The organism is Rickettsia africae ESF-5, assembly GCF_000023005.1.
Lineage (GTDB): Bacteria > Pseudomonadota > Alphaproteobacteria > Rickettsiales > Rickettsiaceae > Rickettsia > Rickettsia rickettsii.
Genome location: NC_012633.1, coordinates 426336 through 441492, shown reverse-complemented (window position 1 = coordinate 441492; position 15157 = coordinate 426336). Strand labels below are relative to the sequence as shown.

Below are 15157 nucleotides of genomic sequence, written 5' to 3'. Positions count from 1 at the left end.
CTACATATCCTGCAGTTAGTCCTGTTTTTACTGTATTTTTTAATCGGACGGCGAAATTAAAATTGCTCCTAATGTAAAAGCACCGATAAAAACCGGAGGATTGTAATAAGCAAAAGTTGCAAGGCTTACTACAGTTGCTTGAGCAAATGTAGATACAACAGAATAATTAGAGTTGTTCACATCAGAAACACAACCCTGAACGGAACATACAGTTTTTGCACCGTTTTCTATCACATTAATAGCATGTTCCGTTGCTAAAGGTAGCAACATAACATTGTGAAATTGTCGCAGCTTTAGTAGCATTTTGAAAATGAATTGTAGCACTGTCAAAGTAACTTGATGTTTTTTTTGAAGTTTTTACAATCATTATTATTGTAATTGACGTTTCCGCTATTTATTTGTGGCCCCGTATAGTTTTTTGTCATGATTTTTCCCCTTAAAATTAAATCGTGACGCAATTATAACTTAAATGTTGTTGTGTCAATGGATATTATTAATAAAAAATTAATAATACTTTAAGACAAAAAAGAAGTTTTAGCTGTTAAAAAACTTTTTGATTTTTAGCTTATCTTCTTTAGACAAAGTAGGCTTGAACCCGTATATATCTTTTTTATTAGCACTTTCAGGTCTAAATTGAAACTCGCCTTTAATTGTGTTGCTTGTAACTTCTGATCAGGAGAACCCCATTTAGGAAAATCATATTTTATAACTATGTCCCTGTTTCTAAGTCCAGATTTATAAGCGTTACTATTTTCGTCAATATCTTTTATTGTATAATTATTTATTAAAGCATCTCTATCAAAACCACGATCATATGCCTACATTGTTATTTTCTCGATCGGCAGCACTTTAGCGACATTAGCTAAATCTATAGTTTTACCTTGTTCTATATATTCGTTTATCTCTTTATCTATGCCCTTTGGAACATAATTTTTAACTATTGTTTTAAAATAATCGCTTGAAAATTCTTGTTCTTTTGAGGTTTTAAATAAATCAAGCATAACATTATCCAGCGATTTACTCTTATTATTCTCTTTAATGAAATTGTCCAAATAAAGTGCCAAAACAAATCCACGATAATATGGCAATCTTTGTACTGCATAATCTTGCCAATAATCTGTTTCGATTAAATTATTAGGTTCATTTATAACAGGTGATAAATAATAATTCTCAAAGAATTTATTAAATTCTTCTACAAATTCCTCAAGCGTTATAACACTAGAACGTAAGGCTAAAACCCTGCTATAATAATCGGTAAATCCCTCACTCCACCAATAATTTAATCGTTCTAAGTTATTACGTATTTTCTTCCCTGTCCAATTATATAGATGTTCATGAGCAAGTAACGTTATATAATCCTGTTTGTCCAAACCTTGAGGAATAAATGCAGTAAAACTATGAGTTAAGCCCGTTCTGCCTATATGTCTAGGTTGATTCCCCTCGATTAAGCTTAGTAGATAATAAGGAAAATCATTATCATGGAAAAATGTTCTTTGTCCCTTGATAATTTTATTTATATAAGCAGCTATTTCTTAATCTTTAAAATCAAATTGACCATGTAACGAAAGATATACAGGATTTTTTTGATCGACAACTTTGTAAACACGTAAATCACCCGCTGCATAAACTGCACTATATAATTCAATCGGCATAGCTTTAAATTTCACGCTTTTACCAAGACCATAATCTGATATTGTTTCCCAACTATCAGGAATATTATTCCATTCAATGTTAAACGCTACTATATCATTTCCATTTAGATCACCGGGAGTAGCAAAAAGCCCATAACCCGGTGAATGAATTAAATTTTGTCTAATTATTGCTTCGTGGATATCACAAGGATTACCGGTTTTTTGATATATTGCGTAGCTTAAACGAATAATATTGATTTTTCCCGTATTTAAAATAGCTTTATTCGAGTTTTGATTTCTAAACTGTAATTTTCCAATAGGATATTTTCTAGCTTAACATTTTTGATTTGCTTGTAATATGTAGGCATTTGCCCCATGCATAGGGTAAATCTAAAACAACCTCACCACTCATATTGCCGATTATTTCCATCTCAACTTTGATAGCTGAAACAGACGTATTAGACAAAGGTGTTATTTTGTAATGTATCTGCCTATAAGTATTTGCGGATACTAGATTTGAAATTAGAATTCTGATTTACAGAATTTTTATTATTTTTTATGGATTGCCACACCGCCTATATGGCTACTCACAATGACGATATCTATGTATGCATGTATTCTATTTAATTATTACTTCCTGACCATTAGCCCATAAGCTTCTATGTCTTCAAGCCATTTAGCGTTTTCTATTAAATATGATGCTTAAAATTCGGCAAGTGTAGGATCAGGTTCGCCTGTTAAATTTTTAAGCCCGTCAAATAAAATGTCTAAAAAACCTATTTTATTCTTTTTACAATAATCTCCTACATCTTCAATATGCTTCGCATGATCATCAACAAATACAATAAACTAGCATTTAGCTCTTCAGAAAATTTTGATAAAGTACCACTTTTTGAGTGATTACCGGTTATAAATATACCTTTATAAAAAATAGCATCATCCTTTTGTCCTGAATTATAAATTGCTAATTTTTCATTATCTGAAAATTCGATACCCAGCTCTTTTAGTTCTTTATATCGCCAATCTTGCATAGAAGGAATATTGCCGAATGCTCCCGTATTCATTTGTGTAAGACCATAAACCGAAAACTTTTCCTTGAGCTTGTTTATAACTTTTACCCACTCTTCATCAATTAATATTACTTTTCGCTGCAAACGCCAATTACTGATAATTTCCTCATAATTGTCATAACTACTTTTATTTTCCTTAATTCTATCAATTATTTGATTATAAGACGACTGCTTAAAAGTTTTTGATTTAGGAGTTATAAGCGTATCGTCAACATCAATGAATATAGATGCACGAGTAGGAGCATTTTTTATTATTAAATCATAAACTTTTTCGGCACTATCGGCAGTTTCAAAATCTTTCATATATACTCCGAAGTAAAATGAAGAGTAGTGATACGAAGTTTAACTTGGAAAAGAGTAACCGGTCTGTCAGCCGAGGAGCGGAGCGTATATTAAACGTTCAGCATCCGAGGTCTTACAAAGACATTGTTGCTAATTTTTCAAGTGGGGCGAGTATCAAATTTAATATTAAGTTCTTCAGTTAAAATAGCCATTAATTCAAGCCCTGCTCTATTTGTCCATTCGCCTTGTTCATAAAAAAAATGATAAGGACCGCTAACCGGCGACGACAACCAAATTTCTTTGGCGGCACTTTGTTTATTTATTACATATACCCCTTTATCAGTATCAAGGTTTAATATATCGCCTTGTAAATCTACATCTATACTTGCTTCTTTATCCTGCTCTTCTATCTTTTCTGCTATATATGCAATTGTTGTCTCGGCTATTTTACTAAATTCACTATTATTCATGATAACATCCCTTAAGTAGATAAAAATATACGCAAATCAACTTCAAAAAGAGTAAGGAGTCTATAAGGCAAGGAGCGGAGCGTATACTTAATACATAAGCACCACAGCTCTTATAAGACGACGCAGCCAATTTTGAAATTCATCGAGTAGATGGTTTTTCAGGATCAATTGCCGGCTCAGGTACTTTAATCAAACTTTTTCGATAAGTTTCAACAAATCTATTATGATCATTAAGATTGTTAGAAAAATTATGCCCGCCTTTACCGTCAACTACAAAAAATAATGCATCCGTTTTAGCAGATTTTACCACTGCTTCTAAAGATTTTAACGACGGACAAGAAATCGGACCGGGTGGTAAACCTTTTATATAATAAGTATTATAGGGTAGTTCTTGCAATAAATCTTTTTTTGTTAAAGCTCTTGCTAATTTAAATTTTCCTTCAGTCAAAGCATATATAGTAGTCGAATCGGCTTGTAGCTTCATATTTTTCTTTAAACGATTAATGAATACTGCTGCTATAATAGGCTTTTCTGCATTTGAGCCGGCTTCTTTTTCAATTATCGAAGCTAGCGTTAATACCTCAAGTCTAGTTTTTAATGGAGAATCCGGTGCAAGATTTTGCATTACTTTATCTAAATTAGCAGACATTAAATTTCTCATGTGATCAATTATCTGCTCTTTTTGATCACCGTAAGAAAAAAAATACGTGGAAGGCATTAAAAAACCTTCAGGTATTATCCCTTTTATTTCTCCAAGTAATCGACTTTCTTCATTAATTTTCTTTATAACCTCACTAACTACCGTACCTTCCGGGACAATTATCTTGTGTATTATAGATTTACCGCTTGCTAATATTCTTAAAGTTTGCAGAGGCGATATATTACGAGTAAACACATATTCACCACTTTTAAGAGGTCTTTTTATAGAATAAATTTTAGCAATTACCTTAAAAATTCTTGGATATTTGATTACTTCATTAGAATAAAGTTTTGTAACTATTTGATTTACGGATAATTTAGGTTCAATAATTATCGTTTTATTTTGAGTAAGATCACCCGGCACAAAAATATAAAATATACTAAAATTTAGCAAAGTAATAAATATAGTTAGAGATACTATAACTAAAAAAAGTTTAGTTTTTAATAGGTTGTTTAACATAATAACTATTATTTGTATAAGGCTTAGAAATATTGATAAAAATAATTACCATGAAATGTGGTTTTTTCTTGACATTTGAAATAACATATAGTAAAACTAACTTTTTGCTAAATTTAAATTATATAGTTTGTGCTAAATCAATCAATAGTTTTAATATTTGGTAATTAAAATGAGATAACTAATGAGCAACACATTAATAACGCAAACCAATTTACTATAACAATAGTATACTCCTGTAAAATGAAAAGTTAGAATTTTTATTACAAACAAAAAATATACATCTTTATTCATAGTGCATATTACTATACCGGCGTTAATACTGATCTTATAATGGGCATTATATATTATGATACAAGATCACAATACCGATCTAAAACACGAAGAACAGACTGAAAGGTTAAAAGCTTTACAAAATAAGTTAGGAAACTTATCCGGTTTCTTGACAACAATGCGTTCTGATAACAATGAGGAATACAAAAAAATTTCCAATGATTTAAAAATTTTAATGAAACAAATTAATACTATAAGAAAAAACATGGAAATATATTTTGTTATTATATTAATATTAATGTTTATTATAATTCAGAAAATGTTGTGGACCACCGGTTTCAAGTACTAATCTTTCTCTTTTAACAACTTTATTTTAGGTTCTAAGAACTCCTGTTTAATAATTGCTGCAGCTATATAAGAAGGTACAGCGTCATCTCGATCACTTGATACAAGCGAATTTTCCAAGCTAAGCCTGTGTTCACGTACTTTTGTACACCTAGCTAGCTTGCCTTTAAATTCATCGTGTCTAAAACTTTCTGAATTTAGCTGTAATCGGTTTGATTTAAATCCTAATTGCTGCAAAATTTTTTGGCTTTCTATTACCTGCTCATAAGCTTTCTTAGAATTAAATAATAACTCTTGAAGCTTATTACTAATAAGATTAGCTCGGCAATTAAATTGGATAAATTCCGGAATTATTTCTTTATCGGCTATAATATTTATCAACGTAACATATTTTATTTTTATCAATAGCCTGATAATAAAAAAGCTTATAAGATTAACTTTATAAGCCACAATCATAGGAGTACCAGAAGCTGCTATCTCTAAAGTATTAGTACCGGATTTTGCTAAAGCTACATCCGCAACAGCATAAGTTTTAAGTCTCTCACTTGAAAATAAATAATTAAACTTAACATCTTCTAGAAACGGTTTTATTATTGCCTCATGAGCAGGATTTGCAAGAGTAAATATAACTTTAAGATTATTACAACTCTTGAATATTTCTTCAATAGAAGAAACAAAAACCGATAAATGCCTTAGAATCTCACCATTCCTACTACCAAGAGTAACACACAAAACTCTCTCATTCTCATCTATTTTAAACTCTTCACGTAAAGCTATTTTATCACTATAAAACTCTTGCTCCATAATCGGATGACCTATATATCTACAATCAAGACCGACTTTAGTAAAATATGGAGGTTCAAACGGTAGTAAAGCAAATAAACAATCATAAATTTTAGCGTATTTTACTGCCCTACCCTCTTTATATGCCCAAACTGATGGTGCAACGATATGAATCATTTTCAGCTTTGGTAAAAGTTTCCTTACTCGCTTTGCCACACGATAAGTAAACCCTGGTGAATCTATGGTAATTAATAAATCAGCTTTACTATTTATTATATCCTCCACAGTTTTATCAATTAATTTTTTAAGCTTAAAAATATGAGGCAAAATTTCTACAAAACCCATTAAATTTATGGAAGTAATAGGAAATAAGCTTTTAAAGCTACCGGCTTCCTCCATATATTTGCCGCCAACACCAACAAACTGTACAGCGTCATTCACAAAACTTGATACAGGTGAATTGAGTTGTACTCCTGTATTGTTTTTTAAATGCTGCATTATACGACCACCTACAAAGTCTCCTGACACCTCACCAGCTATAAAGTAAATTTTTGTCATTAAAGATAGTTATTTTTTAAGGTTCTCAATTTCTGTTTGTAATCGCTCTATTTCTTTTATAGATACTTCAGTAATCTCATGTATTTTTTCTATCGAGTTTTTTTTCATTAACATCTTTGTTGCTATTTTTATACTTTTTGTAACTTCACCTTCTTGTTTACCTTTTTTCCTCCCCTCCTCTATTCCTTTTGCCATACCTTGTTCTCTACCTTTTTCTTCAGCAGAAACTATATAATCACGCTCTTTATAGCTTTTATTCATATAGGTATGATAAATTATTTGCTCTTTAGGAGTTATCTTCAGTATATCAAGACGTTTTGCTACTTTCTTCATATATGGTGATTTAAAATCTTTCTTAACTTCAGAATGTTTTACTACATATAGCCATTCATCCAATTCATCTCTTATAACATCATTAAATAATGGTACTGATATTACAACATATTCTGGCAATACATTATATAAATCAAATATTTTACCTCTCATATCTCCCAAAGAAAATTGCATAGGGTGTTTTTTATCAACTTCTCTAAAAATAGTCTTACCGTGATATAAAGGTGCTGTCATATTATCAAAAGGAAAATACAATAAATTGATATGAAATATTTTTTTATAGTAGAATAATCCTCGCTTTTAGAAATACTATCAACTATTAATCTACTAGAATTAAAACAAGCTTTATGCATAAAAAGATTTGTATAGGATTTATCTATTTCTACTATATATTTATGTCCTTCTTCATCTTCCACAATGACATCTGCTACGCTAGATTTTAAGCTATCATTTTCTTTATTACTGGCACTTTCTAGTAAGGGGCTTTTATTTTAACAGCACTATAACCAGCATCTTTAAGAATAGCCGAAATAAATCCCTCAACTATTTCATAATCCCCTTTATCTTTTAATAAATATTTTATAGCGTAATCAAAACTTATTATAGTACTCATATCTTTTATCCTTAAATCATCTTAAATATATTGCAAAAAATGAAGACAGTATACGAAGATCAACTTCAAAAATGCTACATCGTCCTACAAGAGCTTCGGTACTCACGTATTAAGTTATACGCTGCGTTCCTCGCCTTGTGGACTCCTTGCTCTTTTTGAAGTTGATCTTCGTATACATATTATCAAATTCCATTTTACGGTAACTCAAAGCTTCTGCAATATGCACTTTCAAGACATTATCAACAGTCTTAAGATCAGCAATCGTGCGTGCTACTCTAAGTATTCGGTTATACGCACGCATTGATAAACAAAATTTATTCGCCGCTTCATTCAGTAAATCTTTACCTTCATCCGCAGGCATAGCATAATCTATTAACAACTGCCCATCTAATCCGTTATTTGTTTTAATATTATAGCCCTCATATCTCTTTTCTTGAATTAAACGTACTTTCTCAACTCTTGCAGCTATATATTCAGATTCTTCCTCAGAGTTATCTACAATCAAGTCATAATTATAAACATTAATACTAGATACTTCTATATGCAAATCAAATCTATCCATAATAGGTCCCGATACTTTCATTTGATAGTCGCTAGCACATTTTGGAGCTTTCATACATTCTTTATAAGAATCGCCTCAATAACCGCATTTACAAGGATTCATAGCTGCTATTAACTGGAAATTTGCCAGATATTTTATATGAGCATTTGATCGTGAGATTAGTATTTCACCGTTTTCAATAGGCTGTCTTCATGCATCAATAACCTGCTGTGGAAATTCAGGTAGTTCATCTCAAAATAATACTCCGTTATGAGATAGCGTAATTTCCCCAGACTTTACTTTTTTTCCGATACCGCCACCGACCATAGCGGCCAATGAGCATGAATAATGTGGAGTTCTACACGGCCTTGCTTTGGTAAAAGTTTACCGTCTAAAAATTTTCCTGCAACACTTGTAATCGTACTACATTCTAAAATTTCTTTTGTAGACATTTTAGGTAGTATACTGGGAAGACAGGCAGCAAGTCTTGATTTACCGGTTCCGGGAGGACCAAACATTAAAAGGTTATGCCACCTGATGCTGTAATTTCTAAAGCTTGTTTAGCAATTTTTTGACCTTTTATATCTTTAAAATCGGGATAATTTATCGGCTCATCTTGTAGCTTAGCTTCCGGAGGAGTTAAAACTTGTGAACCTTTAAAATGATTTACTAGTTCAATTAAATTACCTGCAACAAGTATATTATCATTACCCGACCAAGCAACTTCCGAGCTGTTTTTACTTGAACAAATAAGACCTTTACCTCTAACAGAAACCCCAATCGCTGCAGGTAAAGCTCCACTTACCGGTAAGCTTGAACCGTCTAATAATAGCTCTCCTATTATCCAACATTCCGCAATTTCAAGTTCAGATAAAATATTCATTGCGGTAAGTATCGCACAAGCAATCGCAAGATCGAAGTTGCTTCCTTCTTTTACTAAATCTGCCAGAACTAAATTTATTAAAATCTTTTTTAGTATGTAGTACAAGCCCTATAGAAGATAACACTGCTTTAACACGTTAGACTTGCTATATGCCTTATCATGAAATTTTTCTTAAAATACTATTTTGCTAGGTTGTAGATGTTATTGCATGGATACTACTAAATCGTCATTGTGAGCAGACATAGACTGCGTGGCAATCTCATGAAATAATAACAAACTCCTGAGATTACTTCGTCAATTACTGACGTAATTGCCTCGTAATGATGAAAAATAACAATCTTACCTTAATCATTGATTGAAAAAAGTACTATAGAACAAACTTAGCTAAGTCGAGATTAGTTATTATTTTTGATAATTGATTTTCTACAAATTTATCATCGATAGTTATTTTTTTGCCTTTCATTTCGCTAGCTTCAAAGCTTATATCCTCAAGCAAATTCTCAAGTATAGTATGCAGCCTTCTAGCCCCTATATCTTCGACTTCTAAATTAACGGTGATCGCATAATCCGCTATCTTCTCAATAGCAGAAGCAGCAAATTCAAGACGTACGTCTTCAGTACCTATTAACGCCGAATATTGTTTTATTAAACTAGTTTCAGGCTCAAGCAATATTTTAATCATATCATCTTTGGTAAGCGAATTTAATTCTACTCTAATCGGTAACCTTCCTTGTAACTCCGGTAATAAATCAGAAGGTTTAGCAATATGAAAAGCACCGGAAGCAATAAATAATATATGATCGGTTTTAACCGGTCCATATTTAGTATTAACCGTCGTGCCCTCTATCAAAGGTAGCAAATCTCTTTGCACTCCCTCTCTACTTATTGCGGCATTTTTTGCTCCGGAACTACCAGTTGAAGCTATTTTATCAATTTCGTCAATAAAAACTATACCGTCATTTTCAGCTAAATTTATAGCTTGCTGAATAATTTTTTCTTGGTCTATTAATTTTTCTGATTCTTCAGGTATAATAATAGCCATAGCATCTTTAACTAGCATTTTTTTTGTTTTAGTCTTACTACTGCCAAGGGCTCGTCCAATCATATCGCCAAGATTAAGAACGCCCATAGATGCTCCCGGCATACCCGGTATTTCAAAACTTCCACCGCCGACAGGTGTAGTATCAGCTACGCTAATTTCAATTTCCTTATCATCAAGTTCGCCGTTTAAAATTTTTTCTTTGAACTTTTCTCTAGTCTCACTACTAGAAGTTTTACCTACTAAACTATCTAATATTCTCTCGATCGCTTTTTCACGGGCATGAATATCTACTTTCGTTTTTGCTAAAGTTTTTTCAGTATTAACGGCTATTTCGACTAAATCACGAATTATTGATTCTACATCACGCCCTACATATCCGACTTCGGTAAATTTAGTTGCTTCAATTTTATAGAAAGGAGAATTAGTCAGCTTTGCAAGGCGTCTTGCTATTTCCGTTTTCCCGACACCGGTTGAACCAATCATTAAAATATTTTTCGGTACTATTTCATTACGTAAATTACCTTCTACTCTTTTACGACGACAACGATTTCTAAGTGCAATAGCAACAGCTTTTTTGGCCTTTTCTTGACCTACGATAAATCTATTAAGTTCATTCACTATTTGAGAAGGGGTAAGCCCCATAGGATCTTTTTTATAAGTAGTTTTAGTAGCTTTCATACAACTTTTTCCATTATAATATTATGATTAGAAAATACACACAAATCTGCAGCTATATTCATAGATTTTAAAGCAATTTCTTCAGCAGTTAAATTATTCTCGTAAGACATTAGAGCGCGAGCGGCAGATAGCGCAAATAAACCGCCTGAACCTATTGCTGCAACATTATTTTCAGGCTCTACAACATCACCGTTACCGGTTAAAATTAATATATGACTACGATCAGCAACAATCATCATTGCTTCCAAACGTCTCAAATATTTATCGCTACGCCAATCTTTTGCAAGCTCAACTGCACTTCTAAGTAAATTATGCTTATGTTGCTCTATCTTTACTGCAAGCTTTTCAAATAACGCAAGACCGTCAGCCGTAGAACCCGCAAAACCGGCAATAATTTTATTATTTGCTATAGTCCGAAGTTTTCGTGCTGTAGATTTTAGTACGGTATTACCATGCGAGACTTGTCCATCTGCTGCTATAATTATTTCTTCGTTCTTTTTTAAACAAAGTATTGTTGTACCGTGTAAGGATAAATTATCTGACATAATATAAAATTTATTGATATTAAGTTGTTAATTAAGTACTATTAGAATTACTGTTAAGTAGACGAATAGACGAAGTTTAATTTGGAAAAGAGCAAGGAGTCTGTAAGCCGAGGAGCGGAGCGTATATTAATACGTGAGCATCCGAGGACTTACCAAAACGACGTAGCCAATTTTCCAAATTAAACGAGTATACTTGAGTATACTTGACTAATCCAATTTAATTAATTATTGTCCCTTGAATTTTCAAGGCTTAAACTTAAATAATGAATATATACGCAATATACATTAACTCCACACAAAAAAATAATAATTTTATTGTTATTGCAGAAGGCTTTTCATGGATAGCGGCTCTTTTAAGTATATTTTGGGCATTATACCATAAAATGTGGTTAATTGTTGCTAGTGCCGTAATAGCGAATATAATCGTTACGGCGATTAATATCGAAGAGTTAACGTTTATATTTAAGATAGTCTTAATATTAGGCTTCGGCTTTTTTGCTTCAGATATTAGAGAAAATTATTTAAAAAGAAATAATTACCGACTAGAAGATATAATAATTGCCAACTCTAGAATTGAAGCTGAATTAAAATTTCTAAAACGTAGTATGCTTGTTTAACAGCAACGTGGTTTCATAAATATTAAATCGTCATTGCGAGCAGTCGTAGACTGCACGGCAATCCAGAAAAAAATTAAAGAAATGCTAAAATTAGCATTTCTTACTGGATTGCTTCGTCAAAACTTACATTTTTTACTCGCAATGATGGAAAATTAAGCCATACAATAAAGCTTTTAACAGGAATAAAATGATGTATAACAAAGAAAATGTTTTTGCAAAAATCATAGGTAAAAATCTTCCGGCAGAAATAATTTATGAAGACGAACAAATTTTAGCATTCAAAGATATAGCACCCGTAGCACCTGTACATATTATCGTTATACCTAAAAACGAATATATAGATTATGCCGATTTCATCTCTAAAGCTTCTATAGACGAAATAAAACATTTTTTTGCTAAACTTTCTGATATAGCAAATGAAGCGGGTTTAGATAAAGACGGTTATCGTTTAATAACTAATAAAGGCGAGAAATCGGGACAAACTATTTTTCATTTCCATTTCCATATTATCGGAGGTGAAAAACTCATCGGATTAATAAATAATGACTAAAAAATACAATATTGCAGTAATCGGAGCTACAGGAAATGTAGGGCGTGAAACTCTCAATATTCTAGCTGAGCGTAATTTCCCCATTAATAAAGTTTATGCTATAGCTTCAGATAGCTCTCTAGGGCGGGAAGTAAGCTTTGGAGAAAAAATACTACAAATTAATAGTTTAAAAAGTTTACATTTTGACGATATCGATATTGCTTTTTTTTGTGCAGGTTCAGAAGTGTCAAAAGAATTTATACCAAAAGCTACTGCTAGTAATTGTGTAGTTATCGACAAATCCTCACTTTTTAGAGTTGATAATCAAGTGCCGTTAATTGTACCTGAGGTTAATTTATCAACACTTAAAGAGTTTAATACTAAAAATATCATAGCTAACCCTAACTGTATCGTCATTCCGCTTGCAGTAGCATTAAAACCGCTAGATAATGAAATAAAGATTAAAAGAGTAGTGATATCTACTTATCAATCAGTATCAGGAGCAGGTAAAGCAGGAATGGACGAACTCTACGACCAAACAAAATCTAAATATGTTTTTGGAGAGAATGATCCTAAGAAATTTCCAAAACAGATTGCATTTAATCTTTTTCCTCATATAGGTGATTTAAATAAAGATGGCTATACAAGTGAAGAAGCAAAAATTGCTTCTGAACTAAACAAACTTATAGGTAATCACTTTAAAGCTAGCGTTACTTCTGTTAGAGTACCAGTATTTATCGGTCATTCTATATCGGTTAACATAGAATTTAACGACAAAATTGATGCCAAAGAAGTCGAAGAAATATTACAAGATGCCGATGGAATTGTTACAATTTCTAATAATAATTACCTTACGTATATCTCACCCGTTGAAGTGGTAGGCGAAGATGCCGTATATGTCTCCCGAATTAGAAATGACGTAAGTAGAGATAATACGATAAATCTATGGATCACATGTGATAACTTACGTAAAGGAGCAGCTTTAAACAGTGTTCAAATTGCTGAAGAATTAATTAATAATTATTTATAATATAACTAATATGGATAATAAAAATAATAATCTAAATAAAAAAAACCCACTAGTAATAGCATTAGGCGAATGTAGAACAGCTTTTTGGATAGTCTTTTGGTTTGCTTTTGTAATCAACTTACTAATGTTAATTACTCCTCTTTACTCACTACAAGTTCTTGATAGAGTCCTTGGAAGCGGTAATCTACAAACATTATTATTTTTATCAATAATAATCGCATATATTTATTTTGTTTACGGATTATTACAAATTGCTCGTTCTTTTACACTTATAAAGGTAGGAGAATGGCTTGATAGAACAGTAGCTCCCGTAATTTTTGCTTCTTCAATTTCTGCAGCTGCAACACGAGCAAATATGGGTTCTAGCCAATTATTACGTGATTTTCAAGCCGTCAAAACATTCCTAACAAGTACCGGAATTAATACTTTATTCGATGCCCCTTGGAGCCTTATCTATATTGCGGTTATTTTTTCAATTCATCCATATATCGGTCTTATTACCGTTTTTGGTGCAATTATAATAGTTTCAACCGCTTTCTTTAACGCTGCAGCTACTAATAAAACACTTGGTGAAGCTACCGAATTTTCAATAAAAGGTATGACACAAGCCGATATTGCAAACAGAAATGCAGAAGCAATTGAAGCAATGGGAATGATGAAGAATGTTACAAAAAATTGGCATAAATTTAACATATTAGCACTTGATAAGCAATCGGTTGCTAGCTATCGTAACGGTGTTATTTCTAACTTTTCAAGGTTTATCCGTAATATAATGCAAATGGCTGTTACCGGAGTCGGTGCTTACATTGTTGTAAAATCTCACAGTGCAGATATGACTCCCGGTAATATGATTATGAGTTCTATCATAGTCGGTAGAGCTCTTGCTCCTTTCGATAATGCTATTGATTTATGGAAAAGTATGAGCGGTGCTATTAAATCATACAAAAACATTAATAATTTATTTAACACTTATTCTTCTAGAGACGAAACGATGCCAATTCCGAACGTTGATGGTCATCTTACTGTTGAAAATATTTATTATGCTCACCCTATACCGCAATATTTACCGCAACCTCCCGTACCGAAATATATCTTAAAAGGCGTTAGTTTTGCAGTACAACCGGGCGAAGTTTTAGCAATTATCGGTCCTTCGGCTACAGGAAAATCAACTTTAGCTAAAATCATAGTCGGGGTATGGAAAGAATCATCAGGTTCCGTACGTTTAGATAGTGCTGAAATTTATCGTTGGAATAGAGAAGATTTCGGTAGACATGTCGGCTATCTTCCTCAAGGAATAGAACTTTTTAGCGGTAGTATTAAACAAAATATAGCTAGAATGGAAGAAGATGCCGATCCGCAAAAAGTTATTGAAGCAGCTAAAATAGCCGGAGCTCATGAAATGATATTAAGATTCCCTGACGGTTATGATTCTGATATCGGTCCTGCAGGCTCTAATCTATCAGGTGGTCAAAGACAGCGTATCGGGCTTGCTAGAGCTTTTTACGGTAATCCAAAACTCATCATTTTAGATGAGCCTAATGCTAATTTAGATGAGGCAGGTGAAGTTGCCCTTGCAAGTGCCTTAAAACAAGCAAAACTTAAAGGAATAGCAGTTCTTGTAATTTCACATAGACCATCCGTATTATCCGTTGTTGATAAAATTCTAATATTACAGGATGGAGCCGTTGCAATTTACGGAACGGAAGAAGAGATTCAAAAACACTTTAAAACTTTAAAAAACGGTACAATTCATATTAATAACTAAAGTGCCATATCGT

General features: G+C 32.3%; 20 protein-coding genes and 1 pseudogene. 6 read left to right on the top strand and 15 right to left on the bottom strand.

All coding sequences use genetic code 11. The features are described from left to right. Positions 1 to 39: 39 nt before the first annotated feature. The 6 genes from RAF_RS02290 to mltG form a co-directional block, all read right to left on the bottom strand. Entirely contained in the window at positions 40 to 234 is a 195-nt protein-coding gene (locus tag RAF_RS02290; RefSeq protein ID WP_041472009.1) for a hypothetical protein, read from the bottom strand. A gap of 584 nt (positions 235 to 818) precedes the next feature. After that, the gene (locus RAF_RS02285; protein WP_012719584.1) at positions 819 to 1370 is read right to left on the bottom strand and encodes a peptidase; all 552 of its coding nucleotides are present in this window, start codon (positions 1368 to 1370) and stop codon (positions 819 to 821) included. 963 nt (positions 1371 to 2333) lie between these two features. After that, positions 2334 to 2447: a hypothetical protein gene (locus RAF_RS10310; protein ID WP_230453593.1), complete on the bottom strand. Its 114-nt coding sequence runs from the start codon at positions 2445 to 2447 to the stop codon at positions 2334 to 2336. Then, the gene (locus RAF_RS07585) at positions 2435 to 3004 is read right to left on the bottom strand and encodes a DUF2608 domain-containing protein (protein WP_012719582.1); all 570 of its coding nucleotides are present in this window, start codon (positions 3002 to 3004) and stop codon (positions 2435 to 2437) included. The genes RAF_RS10310 and RAF_RS07585 overlap by 13 nt, the downstream gene beginning before the upstream one ends. A gap of 137 nt (positions 3005 to 3141) precedes the next feature. After that, positions 3142 to 3453 carry an iron donor protein CyaY gene (cyaY, locus tag RAF_RS02275; protein ID WP_010977089.1) on the bottom strand — a complete coding sequence of 104 codons (312 nt, stop codon included), beginning with the start codon at positions 3451 to 3453 and terminating at the stop codon, positions 3142 to 3144. A 139-nt stretch (positions 3454 to 3592) separates the two neighbouring features. Beyond that, positions 3593 to 4612, bottom strand: coding sequence for an endolytic transglycosylase MltG (gene mltG / locus RAF_RS02270; protein WP_010977088.1), 1020 nt, complete (start codon positions 4610 to 4612; stop codon positions 3593 to 3595). Between the two features lie 346 nt (positions 4613 to 4958). On the opposite strand from mltG, the gene RAF_RS02265 reads away from it, so the two are divergent. Further along, positions 4959 to 5231, top strand: a complete 273-nt coding sequence (locus RAF_RS02265; protein WP_004996088.1) for a hypothetical protein — start codon at positions 4959 to 4961, stop codon at positions 5229 to 5231. Here RAF_RS02265 and lpxB read toward each other — a convergent pair. The 9 genes and pseudogenes from lpxB to hslV all read right to left on the bottom strand — a co-directional run bounded on the left by lpxB (position 5228) and on the right by hslV (position 11203). Next, entirely contained in the window at positions 5228 to 6568 is a 1341-nt protein-coding gene (gene lpxB, locus RAF_RS02260; protein WP_012719581.1) for a lipid-A-disaccharide synthase, read from the bottom strand. The two genes, RAF_RS02265 and lpxB, sit on opposite strands and share 4 nt — an antisense overlap. Positions 6569 to 6577: 9 nt before the next feature. Continuing rightward, positions 6578 to 7156, bottom strand: a complete 579-nt coding sequence (locus RAF_RS02255) for a hypothetical protein (RefSeq protein WP_012719580.1) — start codon at positions 7154 to 7156, stop codon at positions 6578 to 6580. Continuing rightward, positions 7132 to 7317: a hypothetical protein gene (locus tag RAF_RS02250; RefSeq protein WP_041471833.1), complete on the bottom strand. Its 186-nt coding sequence runs from the start codon at positions 7315 to 7317 to the stop codon at positions 7132 to 7134. Before RAF_RS02250 ends, RAF_RS02255 begins: the two co-directional genes overlap by 25 nt. 56 nt (positions 7318 to 7373) lie before the next feature. Then, on the bottom strand, positions 7374 to 7514 hold the full coding sequence (locus tag RAF_RS09265) for a hypothetical protein (protein WP_014273363.1): 141 nt from the start codon (positions 7512 to 7514) through the stop codon (positions 7374 to 7376). A gap of 109 nt (positions 7515 to 7623) precedes the next feature. Further along, positions 7624 to 8382 (bottom strand): annotated as a pseudogene (locus RAF_RS10530) (ATP-binding protein). Then, the gene (locus tag RAF_RS10300) at positions 8352 to 8573 is read right to left on the bottom strand and encodes an ATP-binding protein (RefSeq protein ID WP_041471831.1); all 222 of its coding nucleotides are present in this window, start codon (positions 8571 to 8573) and stop codon (positions 8352 to 8354) included. The pseudogene RAF_RS10530 and the gene RAF_RS10300 overlap by 31 nt, the downstream one beginning before the upstream one ends. Next, entirely contained in the window at positions 8573 to 9043 is a 471-nt protein-coding gene (locus tag RAF_RS02235) for a magnesium chelatase domain-containing protein (protein ID WP_234943922.1), read from the bottom strand. Before RAF_RS02235 ends, RAF_RS10300 begins: the two co-directional genes overlap by 1 nt. Positions 9044 to 9305: 262 nt before the next feature. Next, a complete protein-coding gene (gene hslU / locus RAF_RS02230) occupies positions 9306 to 10658 on the bottom strand; it encodes an ATP-dependent protease ATPase subunit HslU (RefSeq protein WP_012719579.1) in 1353 nt (450 codons plus the stop codon). Further along, a complete protein-coding gene (gene hslV, locus RAF_RS02225; RefSeq protein WP_004996101.1) occupies positions 10655 to 11203 on the bottom strand; it encodes an ATP-dependent protease subunit HslV in 549 nt (182 codons plus the stop codon). The genes hslU and hslV overlap by 4 nt, the downstream gene beginning before the upstream one ends. An 81-nt stretch (positions 11204 to 11284) precedes the next feature. Between hslV and RAF_RS07565 the strand changes: the two genes are divergently transcribed. The 5 genes from RAF_RS07565 to RAF_RS02205 all read left to right on the top strand — a co-directional run bounded on the left by RAF_RS07565 (position 11285) and on the right by RAF_RS02205 (position 15144). Beyond that, entirely contained in the window at positions 11285 to 11386 is a 102-nt protein-coding gene (locus RAF_RS07565) for a palindromic element RPE5 domain-containing protein (protein ID WP_014410558.1), read from the top strand. Positions 11387 to 11466: 80 nt separating this feature from the next. Beyond that, a complete protein-coding gene (locus RAF_RS02220; protein WP_012719578.1) occupies positions 11467 to 11820 on the top strand; it encodes a DUF2628 domain-containing protein in 354 nt (117 codons plus the stop codon). A 190-nt stretch (positions 11821 to 12010) separates the two neighbouring features. Beyond that, positions 12011 to 12370: an HIT domain-containing protein gene (locus tag RAF_RS02215; RefSeq protein WP_012150637.1), complete on the top strand. Its 360-nt coding sequence runs from the start codon at positions 12011 to 12013 to the stop codon at positions 12368 to 12370. Further along, a complete protein-coding gene (asd, locus tag RAF_RS02210; RefSeq protein ID WP_012719577.1) occupies positions 12363 to 13379 on the top strand; it encodes an aspartate-semialdehyde dehydrogenase in 1017 nt (338 codons plus the stop codon). Before RAF_RS02215 ends, asd begins: the two co-directional genes overlap by 8 nt. Positions 13380 to 13389: 10 nt before the next feature. After that, positions 13390 to 15144, top strand: coding sequence for a type I secretion system permease/ATPase (locus tag RAF_RS02205; RefSeq protein WP_012719576.1), 1755 nt, complete (start codon positions 13390 to 13392; stop codon positions 15142 to 15144). Positions 15145 to 15157: the final 13 nt, after the last annotated feature.

Coding starts and splice junctions, on each gene's coding strand:
- cyaY (WP_010977089.1), bottom strand. CDS start 3,453: ATGAATAATAGTGAATTTAGTAAAATAGCCGAGACAACAATTGCATAT.
- RAF_RS07585 (WP_012719582.1), bottom strand. CDS start 3,004: ATGAAAGATTTTGAAACTGCCGATAGTGCCGAAAAAGTTTATGATTTA.
- asd (WP_012719577.1), top strand. CDS start 12,363: ATGACTAAAAAATACAATATTGCAGTAATCGGAGCTACAGGAAATGTA.
- hslU (WP_012719579.1), bottom strand. CDS start 10,658: ATGAAAGCTACTAAAACTACTTATAAAAAAGATCCTATGGGGCTTACC.
- RAF_RS10300 (WP_041471831.1), bottom strand. CDS start 8,573: ATGTTTGGTCCTCCCGGAACCGGTAAATCAAGACTTGCTGCCTGTCTT.
- RAF_RS02220 (WP_012719578.1), top strand. CDS start 11,467: ATGAATATATACGCAATATACATTAACTCCACACAAAAAAATAATAAT.
- lpxB (WP_012719581.1), bottom strand. CDS start 6,568: ATGACAAAAATTTACTTTATAGCTGGTGAGGTGTCAGGAGACTTTGTA.
- RAF_RS02265 (WP_004996088.1), top strand. CDS start 4,959: ATGATACAAGATCACAATACCGATCTAAAACACGAAGAACAGACTGAA.
- RAF_RS02205 (WP_012719576.1), top strand. CDS start 13,390: ATGGATAATAAAAATAATAATCTAAATAAAAAAAACCCACTAGTAATA.
- hslV (WP_004996101.1), bottom strand. CDS start 11,203: ATGTCAGATAATTTATCCTTACACGGTACAACAATACTTTGTTTAAAA.
- RAF_RS09265 (WP_014273363.1), bottom strand. CDS start 7,514: ATGAGTACTATAATAAGTTTTGATTACGCTATAAAATATTTATTAAAA.
- RAF_RS02215 (WP_012150637.1), top strand. CDS start 12,011: ATGTATAACAAAGAAAATGTTTTTGCAAAAATCATAGGTAAAAATCTT.
- mltG (WP_010977088.1), bottom strand. CDS start 4,612: ATGTTAAACAACCTATTAAAAACTAAACTTTTTTTAGTTATAGTATCT.